This is a genomic window from Nocardioides flavescens (assembly GCF_009823805.1).
GTDB lineage: Bacteria > Actinomycetota > Actinomycetes > Propionibacteriales > Nocardioidaceae > Nocardioides > Nocardioides flavescens.
Map to the genome: position 1 here is coordinate 411133 of NZ_WUEK01000002.1, position 14541 is coordinate 425673.

Sequence of the window (14541 nt, forward strand, 5' to 3'; positions counted from 1 at the left end):
GGTCGCACCTTCCGGTGCGGCCCGCGTCGGCGTACGGTGGGCCGCCCACCCCTCGGGAGGCACCGTGACCGTCGTCATCCTGATCGTCCTCGCCGCCGTCGCGCTGTTCGCGCTGGCCTGGTGGAGCAGCGGGCGTCGCTCGCCGTCCGCGCGCGGCCCGATGGCCTCCCGTGACGCCGCCGACGCGGAGGCCAGGGCCATGGGGCAGTACCGCCCGCCGCCCGGCCCCGGCCCGCTCGGCGGACCCGGCGGCACCTGAGCGGCCGCCTGCTGGCGCAGCGAGCCCTGGGTAGGCTCGCAGCATGAGCGTCCGCCGGGTCATGGGCACCGAGATCGAGTACGGCATCTCCGTGGTCGGTCAGCCGATGGCCAACCCGATGGTCGCCTCCAGCCAGGTGGTCAACGCCTACGCCAGCGCCACTGTGCGGGCCCGCCGCGCCCGCTGGGACTTCGAGGAGGAGTCGCCGCTGCGCGACGCTCGCGGCTTCGACATGTCGCGCCAGGTCGCCGACCCGAGCCAGCTGACCGACGAGGACCTCGGCCTGGCCAACGTCATCCTCACCAACGGCGCCCGGCTCTACGTCGACCACGCCCACCCGGAGTACTCCACCCCCGAGGTGACCTCGCCGCTCGACGTGGTGCGTTGGGAGAAGGCCGGCGACCTCGTCATGCTCGACGCCCAGCGTCGGGCCGCACAGCTGCCGGGCGGCACCGCGATCGTCTGCTACAAGAACAACACCGACGGCAAGGGCGCCTCCTACGGCGCCCACGAGAACTACCTCATGCGCCGCGCCACGCCGTTCGGCGACGTCGTGCGCCACCTGACGCCGTTCTTCGTCAGCCGTCCGGTCGTCGCGGGGGCCGGGCGCGTCGGCATCGGCCAGGACGGGCGCACCCGCGGCTTCCAGATCAGCCAGCGCGCCGACTTCTTCGAGGTCGAGGTCGGCCTCGAGACCACCCTCAAGCGCCCGATCATCAACACCCGTGACGAGCCGCATGCCGATCCCGAGAAGTACCGCCGCCTCCACGTCATCGTCGGCGACGCCAACCTCGCCGAGGTCTCGACCTACCTCAAGGTCGGCACGACCTCGCTGGTGCTGGCCATGATCGAGGACCGCTTCATCACCACCGACCTCACCGTCGAGGGCCCCGTCGCCGGGCTGCGCGCGATCTCGCACGACCCCACGCTGCGCCAGACCATCACCCTCACCGACGGGCGGACGGTCACCGGGGTGCAGCTGCAGTGGGAGTACCTCGACCTGGCCCGCAAGTACGTCGAGGACCGCTACGGCTCCGACGCCGACGCGCAGACCCTCGACGTCCTGGCCCGCTGGGAGTCGGTGCTCGACCGGCTCGAGCGCGACCCGATGCTCTGCGCCGGCGAGCTCGACTGGGTGGCCAAGCTCAAGCTGCTGGAGCAGTACCGCCAGCGCGACGGTCTGGGCTGGGACGACGCCAAGCTCGCCCTCATCGACCTGCAGTACGCCGACATCCGCCCCGAGAAAGGGCTCTACCACCGCCTCGCCGGCGCCGGGCGCATCGAGCGGCTGCTCGACGACGACGCCGTCGAGGGCGCGATGCACGACCCGCCGACCGACACCCGCGCGTACTTCCGTGGCCGGTGCCTGGAGAAGTTCTCCTCCTCCGTCGCCGCCGCGTCGTGGGACTCCGTCATCTTCGACCTCCCGGGGCGCGAGTCGCTGCAGCGCGTGCCCACGATCGACCCGCTGCGCGGCAGCCGCGCCCACGTCGGCGACCTGCTCGACTCCTGCGAGAGCGCCGAGGCGCTCGTGGCGGCCCTGACGCGGTAGGTCCCACCCCGCCTGTCGGTCCCGGCGGCTAGGTTTGTCGTATGGCCCAGGAGCAGAAGCAGCCGCGCAGGTCTTCCGAGTCCGAGGAGTCCACGACCGAGGTCACCGAGACCGACGTCGCGGAGCGCAAGGAGGCGCTGGACGACGACGTCGACGCGATCCTCGACGAGATCGACGACGTGCTCGAGACCAACGCCGAGGACTTCGTGAAGTCGTTCATCCAGAAGGGCGGCGAGTGACCTCCTTGAGCGGCGACCCGCGGCTGCCCGCCGCGTTCCTCCAGCCCGGCGTGTCTTCGTTCGCCGACTTCCTCTCCGACCAGGCGCCCGACCTCCTGCCGGCGCGGCGTGCCACGCCGCAGGGCCAGGCGGGCGACCTCGCTCCGCACGGCACGACGATCGTCGCGGCGACGTTCCCCGGTGGCGTGGTGATGGCGGGTGACCGTCGCGCGACGATGGGCAACGTCATCGCGCAGCGCGACATCCAGAAGGTCTTCCCGGCCGACGAGTTCTCCTGCGTGGGCATCGCGGGCTCCGCGGGGATCGCGGTCGAGATGGTCCGGTTGTTCCAGACCGAGCTCGAGCACTACGAGAAGATCGAGGGCACCACGCTGTCCCTCGACGGCAAGGCCAACCGGCTCGCCGCGCTGATCCGCGGCAACCTCGGCCTCGCCATGCAGGGCATGGTCGTGGTGCCGCTCTTCGCGGGCTACGACCTCGACAGTGGCCAGGGCCGCATCTTCAGCTACGACGCCACCGGCGGTCGCTACGAGGAGACGGCCTTCCACTCGACCGGCTCCGGCTCGCTGTTCGCCCGCGGCTCGCTCAAGAAGCTCTACCGTGAGGACCTCTCGGTCCGCGGGGCGATCGAGGTGGTCGTGCAGGCGCTCTACGACGCCGCCGACGACGACTCGGCGACCGGTGGCCCCGACCTGACCCGGCGCATCTTCCCGGTGATCCACGTGATCACCGCCGACGGCGGGCGCCGCATCGGCGAGGACGAGGTGGCCGAGGTGGCCGACCGCGTCATCGCCGGGCGGATGGGCCGCCCCGACGGCCCGGCCGCGCCGCTCACGACCGGTGAGGAGTCCCGCGCATGAGCATGCCGTTCTACGTCTCGCCCGAGCAGCTGATGAAGGACCGGGCCGACTTCGCGCGCAAGGGCATCTCGCGCGGTCGGTCCATGGTCGCTGTGCAGTACGCCGACGGCATCCTCCTCGCCTCCGAGAACGTCTCCCAGGCCCTGCACAAGATCTCCGAGATCTACGACCGGATCGCCTTCGCGGCCGTCGGTCGCTACAACGAGTTCGAGAACCTCCGCATCGCCGGCGTGCGCCTCGCCGACATGCGCGGCTACGCCTACGACCGCCGCGACGTGACCGGGCGGGGCCTGGCCAACGCCTACGCCCAGACGCTCGGCACGATCTTCTCCAGCGGCGGCGAGAAGCCCTACGAGGTGGAGATCTTCGTCGCCGAGATCGGCGACACCCCCGAGGCCGACCAGCTCTACCGCCTGACCTACGACGGCCAGGTGGCCGACGAGCACGGCTTCGCCGTCATCGGCGGTGCGCACGACGTGGTCGCGGGCTACCTGCGCGAGCACTACACCGAGGGCGCGAGCCTCGACGGCGCGCTGCGGGTCGCGGTCGCCGCCCTGGGACGCTCGGCCAACGAGCGCGGCGAGTCCGACGACCGGGTCATCCCGGTCAAGGACCTCGAGGTCGCAGTGCTCGACCGCACCCGCACCCAGCCGCGCAAGTTCGCCCGGATCCGCCCGGAGCGGATCGAGGCGCTGCTGGGCGAGCGCGCTCCGACCGACGCTCCCGCGGCGACCGCGGACGAGGTGCCTGCGGCGACCGCAGGCGACCTCCCGCCGGTGGCCCCGCCGCCGGTGCAGGACGGCGACGAGCGGCTCTGACTCCACGCCCGGCGCGGTCTCACCCTCGGCCTCAGGCTGAGGGTGAGACACGCGGCGGCGGTCGTTGACCGACCCCCACGCCGCCCGTACCTTGAAGTGTCCTCGTTGTAACTCCACCGGTGTGGTCACGGCCCGCTGGCAGTACCCTGACGAGACAGACCCGGCGGAGGAGCCAGACGTGAACGAGCAGGACCACAGCGAACTGCGCGACAGCGTGGACGTCGAGCTCGCGACGACCGCGGCCGAGGAGCAGGGACTGCTCTTCACCGACGACGTCTCGCCGCTGCCGAGCGACCTCGGCTACCGCGGACCGACGGCGTGCAGCGCGGCGGGCATCACCTACCGCCAGCTCGACTACTGGGCCCGCACCGGCCTCATCGAGCCGACCGTGCGCGGGGCCAAGGGCTCCGGCTCGCAGCGGCTCTACAGCTTCCGCGACATCCTGATCCTCAAGATCATCAAGCGCCTGCTCGACGCCGGCGTCTCGCTGCAGCAGATCCGCACCGCGGTGCAGCACCTGCGCCAGCGCGGCACCGACGACCTGACCCAGGTCACGCTGATGTCGGACGGCGCCTCTGTCTACGAGTGCACGTCCAACGACGAGGTCATCGACCTTCTCCAGGGTGGCCAGGGCGTCTTCGGCATCGCGATCGGCGGAGTCTGGCGCGAGATCGAGGGCACGCTCGCCGAGCTCCCCTCCGAGCGCGCCGACGACGCAGCCGAGGAGGCCGCACCGGCCCCCGGCGACGAGCTCGCGGCGCGTCGCGCCGCCCGGCACGCCGGCTGACCCAGCCCGCTGCGCACCACGCGTCACAGGAACCCCAGCATCTGCTGGGGTTCCTGTCGTTCTGGGGTGTTGCAACACCCCAGAACGTTGGCGATCCCAGCAGATGCTGGGATTCCGACACCCTCGCCCCAACCGAGCGTTTCGGGCCTTCGCCGGCGTTCCGGCTAGGCTGGAGCAGCTGACCATCCCGCACGGGAGAGTCCACGGCCGGAGGCTCGGCCGCCGGACGCCGAAGGGGCAATTCCTCCCCGGAACCTCTCAGGCGCCAGGACCGTGGGGGACAGGCGACTCTGGAGCGAGCAACGCTGCCGTGACAGAGGGGGAGGCCCTGCCAGACGATCTCGTCCCGAGGAGCCACCCGTGTCGGACCACCCCACCCTCAGCGAGCTGGACGGCGCCCTGCCGTTCGTCGACCGCCACATCGGGCTGAGCCCGGCCGAGGTCGAGACGATGCTCGACCGCCTCGGCTACCCGAGCCTCGCGGCCCTGATGGACGCCGCCGTGCCCGGCGGCATCCGCACCGCCGCCGAGCTCGACCTGCCCGCCGCGGCCACCGAGCTCGAGGTGGCCCGTGAGCTGCGCGCGCTCGCCGCGCGCAACGAGCCCGGCGAGCCGATGATCGGTCTGGGCTACCACGCGACGATCACCCCGCCGGTGATCCGCCGCAACGTGCTCGAGGACCCGTCGTGGTACACCGCCTACACGCCCTACCAGCCCGAGATCTCCCAGGGCCGCCTCGAGGCACTCATCAACTTCCAGACGGTGATCGGCGACCTCACCGGCCTGCCGACCGCCAACGCGAGCCTGCTCGACGAGGCCACGGCCGCTGCCGAGGCGATGACGCTGGTGCGCCGCGCCAACAAGCGCGCCAGCGGCCCCTTCGTCGTCGACGCCGACGCCCTGCCGCAGACCATCGACGTCGTGCGCACCCGCGCCGAGGCGATGGGCATCGAGGTCGTCGTCGCCGACCTGGCCGCCGGGCTCCCCGAGGGCGTCGACGAGGTGTGCGGCGTCCTGCTGCAGTACCCCGGCGCCTCGGGCCGGATCCTCGACCCGCGCGAGCTGGCCGAGGAGGTCTCGGCCCGCGGCGGCAAGCTCGTCGTCGCGGCGGACCTGCTGGCCCTCACCGTCCTCGAGGCGCCGGGCGAGCTCGGCGCCGACATCGTCGTCGGCTCCAGCCAGCGCTTCGGCGTACCGCTCTTCTACGGCGGGCCGCACGCCGGCTACATGGCGGTCGGCCCCGGTCTCGAGCGTCACCTCCCCGGCCGCCTCGTCGGCGTCAGCATCGACGCCGAGGGCCGCCCGGCCTACCGCCTGGCGCTGCAGACGCGCGAGCAGCACATCCGCCGGGACAAGGCGACCTCCAACATCTGCACCGCCCAAGTGCTGCTCGCCGTCGTCGCCGGCATGTACGCCGTGCACCACGGCCCCGAGGGTCTGCGCGCGATCGCGACCCGCACCCACCGCTACGCCGCGGTGCTGGCCGCTGCGCTGCGCGAGGGCGGGGTCGAGCTCGCGCACCGGACCTTCTTCGACACCCTGACCGTCCGGGTGCCGGGTCGCGCCGACGACGTCGTCACGGCCGCCCACGAGCGTGGCGTGCAGCTGCGCCGCGTCGACGCCGACACGGTCGGCATCTCGACCTCCGAGTGCACCACCCGCGGCAGCGTCGAGCGGGTCGCCGCGGCGTTCGGGCTCGGCGAGATCGACGTCGAGGCGCTGGACCGCGCGACCGGCGACGCGCTGCCCGACGAGCTGCGCCGCCGCACGGCGTACCTCACCCACGAGGTGTTCGCGACCCACCGCAGCGAGACGCAGATGCTGCGCTACCTGCGCCGTCTCAGCGCCCGCGACTACGCGCTCGACCGGGGCATGATCCCGCTCGGCTCGTGCACGATGAAGCTCAACGCGACCACCGAGATGGAGCCGGTGAGCCTGCCCGGCTTCGCCGACCTGCACCCGTTCGCGCCCGCCGAGGACGCCGAGGGCTACCGCGTCCTCGTCGAGCAGCTCGAGGGCTGGCTCGCCGAGGTCACCGGCTACGACCGGGTCTCGATCCAGCCGAACGCCGGCTCGCAGGGCGAGCTCGCGGGCCTGCTCGCGATCCGCGGCTACCACCGCGCCAACGGCGACGATGCACGCGACGTCTGCCTGATCCCGTCCTCGGCGCACGGCACCAACGCCGCCTCCGCCGTCATGGCGGGGATGCGCGTCGTCGTGGTCCAGGCGGGCGAGGACGGCGGGGTCGACCTCGACGACCTGCGCGCGAAGTGCGAGAAGCACGCCGACGAGCTCGCCGCGATCATGGTGACCTACCCCTCGACCCACGGCGCCTACGAGGAGTCGATCACCGAGCTGTGCCGCATCGTGCACGAGCACGGCGGCCAGGTCTACGTCGACGGCGCTAACCTCAACGCGCTGCTCGGCTACGCCAAGCCCGGCGAGTTCGGTGGCGACGTCTCGCACCTCAACCTGCACAAGACCTTCTGCATCCCGCACGGTGGTGGCGGCCCGGGCGTCGGCCCGGTCGCGGTGCGTGCCCACCTGGCGCCGCACCTGCCCTCCCACGCGCTGCACCCGGAGGAGTCCAAGCGCGCGGGCATCGGCCCGATCAGCGCCGCGCCGTACGGCTCGGCGGGCATCCTGCCGATCTCGTGGGCCTACGTCCGCCTCATGGGCGGTGAGGGTCTGACCCGCGCCACCGCCTCGGCCGTGCTCAGCGCCAACTACGTCGCGGCGCGTCTCGGCGAGCACTTCCCGGTGCTCTACCGCGGCCACGGCGGGCTCGTGGCCCACGAGTGCATCCTCGACGTCCGCGGCATCACCAAGGACACCGGTGTCACCGTCGACGACGTGGCCAAGCGGCTCATCGACTATGGCTTCCACGCCCCGACGATGTCGTTCCCGGTCGCGGGCACGCTCATGGTCGAGCCGACCGAGTCCGAGGACCTCGCCGAGATCGACCGGTTCTGCGACGCGATGATCTCGATCAAGACCGAGATCGACCGCGTCGCCGCCGGCGAGTGGAGCCCCGAGGACTCTCCGCTGCGCGGCGCGCCCCACACCTCCCGCGTGCTCGTGGGGGAGTGGGACCGCGCCTACGACCGTCAGCTCGCGGTGTTCCCGACCGGGGTCGACCCCGACAAGTACTGGCCGCCGGTCGGGCGCATCGACCAGGCCTACGGCGACCGCAACCTGGTCTGCGCCTGCCCGCCGCTCGAGGCGTTCAGCGAGGAGCCAGTCGGCTGAGCCACGAGCGACTCGTCACACCGTCGGTGTTCTGCACCGGCGGGTGGCGGTCGCCGTTCGGCAGCTCGACGGTCACCCGTCCGAACTTGAAGAAGTCGAACTTCCTGCTGAATGCGGCCCAGATGACTCGCTCGTGGTGGACGCGGACGGTGCGGCTCTCGCCGGACGGCACCCGGACCGACCCGTCGAAGTCCTCCTCGTTGCGTGCACCCCACACGATGAGCACTGCGAAGTCAGCAGGGTTCTTGAAGCGGACCAGCCCGGGCCTGTCCTTCACGGCGACGGCCTTGATCTCCGGTGCCTTCTCCACTGTCAGAGTGATGGTGCCGGGGGTGAGATAGCTGAGGTCGCAGGCGTAGTAGGTCACGGTGTAGGTGCCGGGCTCGACTCGCGGCGACACCATGACCGTCACGCTCGTGCTGTCTGCTGAGATGAAGAACGGCTTGCCGGTCGGATCGACGCTCGGGTCGTCACCGGTGCGACAGAGTGCGAGCTGGTCGCCGTCCGGGTCGGTGTCGTTCTGCAGTGGCTCGATCGTGGTCGAGCCACCGGCGAACACGCTGACGGCGTCGGGAGCGGTGACCGGCGCCGAACCGGTAGCGGCCTGAGCGGCGGGGACCTGCAGGGTGGCGAGACCCGCGGTCGTGGTGGCGGCCAGCAGGGCGCTGGCCAGGGCGCGGCGACGAGGTGTCATGGCCGGACCCTAGGGCTTCGGCGGTCCGGTAGGAATGAGGCGTGGCCGATGTTCACCTGGAGATCGAGCGCTCGTTCACCCCACCGTCCGGGGCTGTCCTGCCGGACCTGACGGCGCTGAAGAAGGTGGTGCGGGCCGAGCCTGCGGGCGAGGAGAGGCTCGACGCGACCTACTACGACACGCCCGGTGCCGCGCTGCGGCGGGCGGGGGTGACGCTGCGGCGTCGTACAGGCGGGCACGACGCCGGGTGGCACCTCAAGCTGCCGGTGGCGCGGGGCGGTCGCGAGGAGCTGCACCTCGCGCTGGGGGACGACCACGACCCGGTGCCCGTGGCGCTGCTCGACCTCGTGGCGGGCTGGGCCCGCGGCGTGGCCGTCGCCCCGGTCGCGCGCATCCGCACCCGGCGCACCCTCACGCGGCTGGTCGCGGCTGACGGCACGGTGCTCGCCGAGCTCGCCGACGACCTCGTCGAGGGTCACGCGACGGACTCCGGGGCACAGCCGACGTACTGGCGCGAGTGGGAGCTCGAGCTGGTCGACGGCTCGCCGAAGCTGCTGGACCGCGCCGAGGCGTTGTTCGCCGAGCACGGGATCGAGCGCAGCGCGGTGCAGCGCAAGATCGAGATCGTGCTCGGCGCGCGCGAGCCGGTCGCCGCGCTGCCCGAGCCCCGGCGCAAGGGCCCCGCGGGCGCGGTGCTGCACGTCTACCTCGCCGAGCAGGTACGCCGCATCGAACGGTTCGACCTCGCCGTGCGCCGTGCCGAGCCCGGCGGGGTGCACGGCATGCGCAAGGCGTGCCGACGGCTGCGCTCCGCGCTCGCGGCGTACCGTCCGCTGCTGCAGCGCGAGCTCACCGACCCGGTCCGCGACGAGCTCGGCTCGCTCGCTCGCTCGCTCGGAGGCGCGCGTGACGTCGAGGTCGTGCTCGACCGCCTCCAGGCGCAGCTCGCCGAACAGCCCGAGGAGCTCGTCGTCGGGCCGGTCCACCAGCAGCTCGAGGAGCGGCGCCGGCGGGCTGAGGGCGACGACGCGCGGACTGTCGCGGAGGTGCTCGGCTCCGAGCGCTACCACGCCCTGCGCGACCTGCTCGACGCCCTGGTCGCCTCGCCGCCGTGGAGCGAGCGCGCCGACGAGCGCGCCCGCGACGTGCTGCCGAAGCTGCTGCGGCGCGAGGGCAAGCGGCTCCGCACCGCGCCCGACGAGGCCGAGGACCTGCACGAGGTGCGCAAGGCGGCCAAGCGGTTGCGCTACGCCTACGAGGTCGTCGAGCCGCTGTGGCCTGACGCGCGTCGTCCGCGTCGCGCCGCGAGGCGGTTGACCGAGGTGCTCGGCGACCACCAGGACGGCGTCGTCGCCCGGGAGATGCTGCTCGACCTCGCCGCGGAGGCCACGGCCTCAGGTCAGGACGCGTTCACCTGGGGTCGACTGCACGCGCTCGAGGAGATGCGGGAGCCCGAGCTCGTCGACGAGGCCGTCGAGGCGTGGGCCGAGGTGCGCAAGCACCGCTGGTGACGCCGACCCGGCGCACAGTGCTGTCGGAACGACGCCGACCCGGCGCAGAGTGCTGAGGTAGCCGCAACACTCTGCGATGGCTCGACGTACAACGAGCAGCAATTCGCGCCGGGTCGGCGTACCGCATAGCAACACTTTGCGCCGGGTCAGCGTACGCATAGCAACACTTTGCGCCGGGTCAGCGTACGCATAGCAACACTTTGCGCCGGGTCAGCGTACGCATAGCAACACTTTGCGCCGGGTCGGCATACAGGCAGCTGCAGTGTGCGCCGGGTCGGCGTGCTACCAGCAGCAATCTCTGCCGGGTCGGCGTTCAGACGGTGGTGGTCGGTGCCGGGTGGTGGCGGCGCCAGCGACCGGCGACCGCGGTGCCGACGAGGAGGCCGGCGACGGCGGGGAAGAGCGCGTAGGCGACGGCGTAGAGCCCGAAGCCGGTGTTGTCCCAGAACTCCGGCAGGTCGTTGAGCCGGTCGACGAACGAGGCGAAGTCGAGCATGACCCAGACCAGGGGGCCGACGCCGAGCACGAGACCGGCGAGCAGCGGGCCGAGGGCGGAGATCCGACCGGTCAGGGCGGCCAGGAAGAACAGGCCCGCGGCAGCACCGAGCACGATGAGCACCCGCTGGGGCGGCTGGGCGGACTCGCCGACCGCCTGCATGGCGCGGTTGTAGCCGTAGTCGACGCAGCCGTAGCCCGCGACCACGGCCAGGAACGCCAGCACGATGCTGCTCAGGTGGCGGTTGCCGCCGAGCCCGCGCCGGCGCCGGGCCGGGGAAGCCGGCTCGGTGGCGTCGGCGTCGTCACGGACGACGGGCGTCGTGCGAGTGGGCTCGTCGTCGAGCGGGTGGCGCTCGGCGTCGTCGGCCCAGCTGTCCGAGGTGGCGGTCTGCTCCGTGGCCATGACCCCGAAACTACGCCGCCGGGCGCCCCGGACCGTGCTACTGCGCGGGCGACACGCTCGACATGTTGAAGTCGGGCACCCTCAGGGCCGGGGTCGCGGTGCGCGAGAAGTAGTCGTCGCCCCACTCCCGGCTGAAGCTGGGCACGGTCGCCGAGGCGTGCGAGAAGCGGCGGAGCAGGTCGACGGGGCTCTCGTTCCAGCGGAAGTTGTTGACCGCGCCGGTGATCTCGCCGCCCTCGACGAGGTAGACCCCGTCGCGGGTGAGCCCGGTCAGCAGCAGGGTCTGCGGGTCGACCTCGCGGATGTACCACAGACAGGTCAGCAGCAGCCCCCGCTCGGTGCCGCCGACGAGGTCCTCGACCGTCCCGGTGCCGCTCTCGACCTCGAGCACGAGGTTGTCCACCGAGCCGGTCGCGGGCTGACCGGTCATCGCGGCGGTGTGGCGGGTCTGGCGCAGGGCGGTGAGCTCGCCGCCTCGGATCCAGTCGGTCGCGGTCAGCTCGAGACCGTTGTCGAAGACCGAGTCGTCGTTGCCCGAAGCCGCCGCGACCGTGAACGGCGCGCACTCGAGCCCGGCGTACGCCGGGTCGGAGAGCAGGCGCACCCGCGGGTCGACGACGGCCTCGCCGATCCGGGTGCCGGTGGGGCGGCGGCTGTAGACCGACTGGCCCTCGAACGCGTCGCGCGCCCCGGCGTACCAGTAGGCGTCGATCATCAGGTCGGCGACCGCGCTCGGCGGCAGGATCGTGTCGTAGCGACCGGCGTCGAGGTCGACGCGACGCTCGCCCCAGGCGAGTCGCTGCGCCAGGGTCTGCTCGGCGGCGAGCGGGTCGACGTCGGTGAAGTCGCGGGTGGCGGTGCCGAACCACGCGCTCTGCGAGAGGTCGGCGGTCTTGCCGGTGCAGGCGAAGTGGCCGGTCGGCTGGACGTGGCGCAGCCGCAGCCCGGTGCTGGAGCCGAGGTAGGTCGTCGTGACCTCGTGGTTGACGAACCCGTAGAGCACCCGTCCGCCGTCGCGCGCGCGGCCGAACGCCTCGCCCAGCGCGGGCGCGACGCTGTCGTAGACCTCGATGCCCGTCGAGGCCGGCTCGTCGTCCCAGTCGGGACTGACCCGGTCGCGCACCAGCGCGGCCTCGTCCTCCGCCGGGTCGGCGGCCCGGGCCGCGGCGTCGGCGGCACGGACCAGGACGTCGACCTCCGCCTGCGTGGTGGCGCTGCCGCTGACCGAGCCGGTGGAGACCCCGCCGGCCTGCTTCACGAACGACACCACGCTGACGTGGACGCCGTGCATCACGCCGTTGGTGGTCAGCGTGTTGTTGGCCCAGCGCAGGTTGGCGCTGGTGTGGTCGCGCACGATGACGACGCACTCGTAGGCGACCGTCGTGGCGAGCGCCTGGTCGACGAGGGACTGGGGGTGCACGCGGGCGCTCATCGGCCGGCCTCCTGGGTGGTGTTGAGGATCCGGATGCCGCGGAAGAGCGAGGTCGGGCAGCCGTGGCTGACCCACGCGCCCTGGCCGGGCTGGGCCTTGCCGCAGTTGGCGGCGCCGCCGAGCTCGTAGGTCTGCCGACCGCCGACCGCCTCCATCGCTCCCCAGAACTCCGTCGTCGTGGCCTGGTACGCCGCGTCGCGGACCTGCCCGGCGAGCTCGCCGTCCTTGATCCGGTGGAAGCGCTGGCCGGTGAACTGGAAGTTGTAGCGCTGCATGTCGATGCTCCACGACTTGTCGCCGACGACGTACAGCCCGTTCTCGACCCGACCGATCAGCTCCTCGGTGCTCGGACCGTCGGGGGCCGGCTGCAGCGACACGTTGGCCATCCGCTGGATCGGCACGTGGCCGGGGGAGTCGGCGTAGGCGCAGCCGTTGGAGCGCCCACCGTTGAGCTCGGGTTTCATCTGGCCCATCGACCGGTCGAGCTGGTAGCCGACGAGGACGCCGTCCTTGACGATGTCCCACGACTGGGTCTGCACGCCCTCGTCGTCCCACCCGATCGTCGCGCAGCCGTGCTCGGTGGTGCGGTCGCCGGTGACGTTCATGATCGGCGCGCCGTACTGCAGGGTGCCGAGCTTGTCGTAGGTGGCGAACGACGTGCCGGCGTAGTTGGCCTCGTAGCCGAGCGCTCGGTCGAGCTCGGTGGCGTGCCCGATGGACTCGTGGATGGTGAGCCACAGGTTGGAGGGGTGGATGACCAGGTCGTAGGTCCCGGCCTCGACCGGCGGGGCCTTCAGCTTCTCGGCCAGCAGCTCCGGGATCTCGTCGAGGTCGGCGTCCCAGTCGTGGCTGGCGCCGGTCATGTGCTCCCAGCCGCGGGCCGAGGGCGCAGCCAGCGTGCGCATCGAATCGAAGGTGTCGGCGCCCGCACCCATCGCCTCCGCGTGCGGGTCGAGGCCGATCCGCTGCTGGGTGACCACGGTGCCGGAGGTGTCGGCGTAGTACTTGTTCTCCTTCAGCTGGCCCACGACCGCGACCGCGTGGTCCACCGCCGCGCCCGTGCGCAGCCGCCGCGTCCAGTCGATCAGGAGACCGGCCTTCTCGGCGGTGGGGAGCTCGAACGGGTCGACGTCGTACGACGAGACCCAGGAGACGTCGGCGTACGTCGGCTCCGGCGCCAGCTCGACCGGCGTCGTCGTCATCTCCGCGGCGACGGTCGCCACCGCGATCGCGGTCTCGGCGACGCGGCGCGCCTCGTCCTCGGTGAGCACCACCCCCGAGGCGAAGCCCCAGGCACCGCGGTGGACGACCCGCACCGCGAAGCCGACCTCGTCGGCGTCCATCGCGGTCTGCAGGACCTCGTCGCGCACGACGAGCTGCTGGTGGCGGATGCGTTCGAAGCGGAAGTCGGCGTGCGTCGCGCCGAGCTCGGTGGCCCGGCCGAGCGCGACGGCGCCGAGCGCGCGGTAGGGGAGTGCGGTGAACGTCGGATCGAGGTCGGGCACGTCGCCACACTAGTGTTCGGGCGTGACTGGACCCGCTTGGCTCGGCATCGGCGCGCAGCGCAGTGGCACCACTTGGTTCGTCGACCTGCTGACCCAGCACCCGCAGGTCGGGCTCGGCACGAACGGCAAGAAGGAGCAGCACCGGCTCCACAAGGTGGCCGACGGCCTGCTGCCCGCCGAGGAGTACCTCGACCTGTTCCCTGGCGACCAGATCGCGCGCGGTGAGTGGACCCCGCACTACCTGCGCCACCCCACGGCGCCGCCGGCGGCGGCCCGCCTCGTGCCGGAGGACACCCCCGTCCTGGTGCTGCTGCGCGACCCGGTCGACCGGTTCCGCTCGGCCATGCGGCTGGCCGGCACTCGCGTCGCCCAGAACGCACCGGCCCAGCCGTGGCCCTACCCCGTGCCGATGACCGTGCAGACCTGGACCGGCTTCTACGCCGACCAGCTCGCCGCGTGGCGCGCCGCCGTGGGCCGCGACCGGCTGGTCGTCATGGTCTACGAGCAGGTGCGGCGCGACCCCGTCGCGGCCGTCGAGGCGGTCTGGTCGCGGCTCGGTCTCGCCGCCGCACCGCTCAGCGGCCTGCAGGAGGCCTCGATCTCGTCGTCGCAGACCCCGTGGGACTGGCCCGACGGACTGCGGGAGTCGCTCCAGGCGATGTACCGCCCCCAGCGCGACCGCCTTGAGAGCGAGTGGGGCCTCGACCTCTCCGACTGGACGTCGCTCGGCTGAG

The 14541-nt window shown here is 72.4% G+C and carries 13 protein-coding genes and 1 riboswitch; of the genes, 9 read left to right on the plus strand and 4 right to left on the minus strand.

Annotated features, from left to right (window positions below; translation table 11 throughout):
* Positions 1-64 precede the first annotated feature (64 nt).
* The 7 genes from GRQ65_RS04660 (at position 65) to gcvP (ending at position 7764) form a co-directional block, all read left to right on the plus strand.
* On the plus strand, positions 65-259 hold the full coding sequence (locus tag GRQ65_RS04660) for a hypothetical protein (RefSeq protein WP_160875588.1): 195 nt from the start codon (positions 65-67) through the stop codon (positions 257-259).
* A gap of 43 nt (positions 260-302) precedes the next feature.
* Positions 303-1811, plus strand: a complete 1509-nt coding sequence (gene dop, locus GRQ65_RS04665; RefSeq protein WP_160875589.1) for a depupylase/deamidase Dop — start codon at positions 303-305, stop codon at positions 1809-1811.
* Between the two features lie 41 nt (positions 1812-1852).
* Positions 1853-2050, plus strand: a complete 198-nt coding sequence (locus GRQ65_RS04670) for a ubiquitin-like protein Pup (RefSeq protein WP_160875590.1) — start codon at positions 1853-1855, stop codon at positions 2048-2050.
* Positions 2047-2910 (plus strand): proteasome subunit beta, encoded by an 864-nt coding sequence (gene prcB, locus GRQ65_RS04675; RefSeq protein ID WP_160875591.1) that lies wholly within the window; start codon positions 2047-2049, stop codon positions 2908-2910. Before GRQ65_RS04670 ends, prcB begins: the two co-directional genes overlap by 4 nt.
* The gene (prcA, locus tag GRQ65_RS04680; RefSeq protein ID WP_160875592.1) at positions 2907-3728 is read left to right on the plus strand and encodes a proteasome subunit alpha; all 822 of its coding nucleotides are present in this window, start codon (positions 2907-2909) and stop codon (positions 3726-3728) included. Before prcB ends, prcA begins: the two co-directional genes overlap by 4 nt.
* Before the next feature lie 202 nt (positions 3729-3930).
* Entirely contained in the window at positions 3931-4515 is a 585-nt protein-coding gene (locus GRQ65_RS04685) for a MerR family transcriptional regulator (protein ID WP_202387638.1), read from the plus strand.
* Positions 4516-4697: 182 nt separating this feature from the next.
* Positions 4698-4799, plus strand: a riboswitch (glycine riboswitch).
* A gap of 76 nt (positions 4800-4875) precedes the next feature.
* A complete protein-coding gene (gcvP, locus tag GRQ65_RS04690) occupies positions 4876-7764 on the plus strand; it encodes an aminomethyl-transferring glycine dehydrogenase (protein ID WP_160875596.1) in 2889 nt (962 codons plus the stop codon).
* On the opposite strand, the gene GRQ65_RS04695 is transcribed toward gcvP, so the two are convergent.
* Positions 7742-8458, minus strand: coding sequence for an Ig-like domain-containing protein (locus tag GRQ65_RS04695; protein ID WP_160875598.1), 717 nt, complete (start codon positions 8456-8458; stop codon positions 7742-7744). The two genes, gcvP and GRQ65_RS04695, sit on opposite strands and share 23 nt — an antisense overlap.
* 41 nt (positions 8459-8499) lie before the next feature.
* On the opposite strand from GRQ65_RS04695, the gene GRQ65_RS04700 reads away from it, so the two are divergent.
* Entirely contained in the window at positions 8500-9969 is a 1470-nt protein-coding gene (locus GRQ65_RS04700) for a CHAD domain-containing protein (RefSeq protein WP_160875600.1), read from the plus strand.
* A gap of 313 nt (positions 9970-10282) precedes the next feature.
* Here the strand turns inward: GRQ65_RS04700 and GRQ65_RS04705 are convergent, their stop codons facing one another.
* Genes GRQ65_RS04705 through GRQ65_RS23795 form a run of 3 tightly spaced genes read right to left on the minus strand, consistent with a single transcriptional unit; the run spans position 10283 to position 13807 of the window.
* Complete coding sequence (locus GRQ65_RS04705; RefSeq protein ID WP_160875602.1) at positions 10283-10870, minus strand: hypothetical protein; 588 nt, start codon at positions 10868-10870, stop codon at positions 10283-10285.
* Between the two features lie 37 nt (positions 10871-10907).
* Complete coding sequence (locus GRQ65_RS04710; protein WP_160875604.1) at positions 10908-12302, minus strand: metallopeptidase TldD-related protein; 1395 nt, start codon at positions 12300-12302, stop codon at positions 10908-10910.
* Positions 12299-13807 (minus strand): metallopeptidase TldD-related protein, encoded by a 1509-nt coding sequence (locus GRQ65_RS23795; protein ID WP_160875606.1) that lies wholly within the window; start codon positions 13805-13807, stop codon positions 12299-12301. Before GRQ65_RS23795 ends, GRQ65_RS04710 begins: the two co-directional genes overlap by 4 nt.
* A 22-nt stretch (positions 13808-13829) precedes the next feature.
* On the opposite strand from GRQ65_RS23795, the gene GRQ65_RS04720 reads away from it, so the two are divergent.
* Complete coding sequence (locus tag GRQ65_RS04720; protein WP_160875608.1) at positions 13830-14540, plus strand: sulfotransferase; 711 nt, start codon at positions 13830-13832, stop codon at positions 14538-14540.
* Position 14541 lies beyond the last annotated feature (1 nt).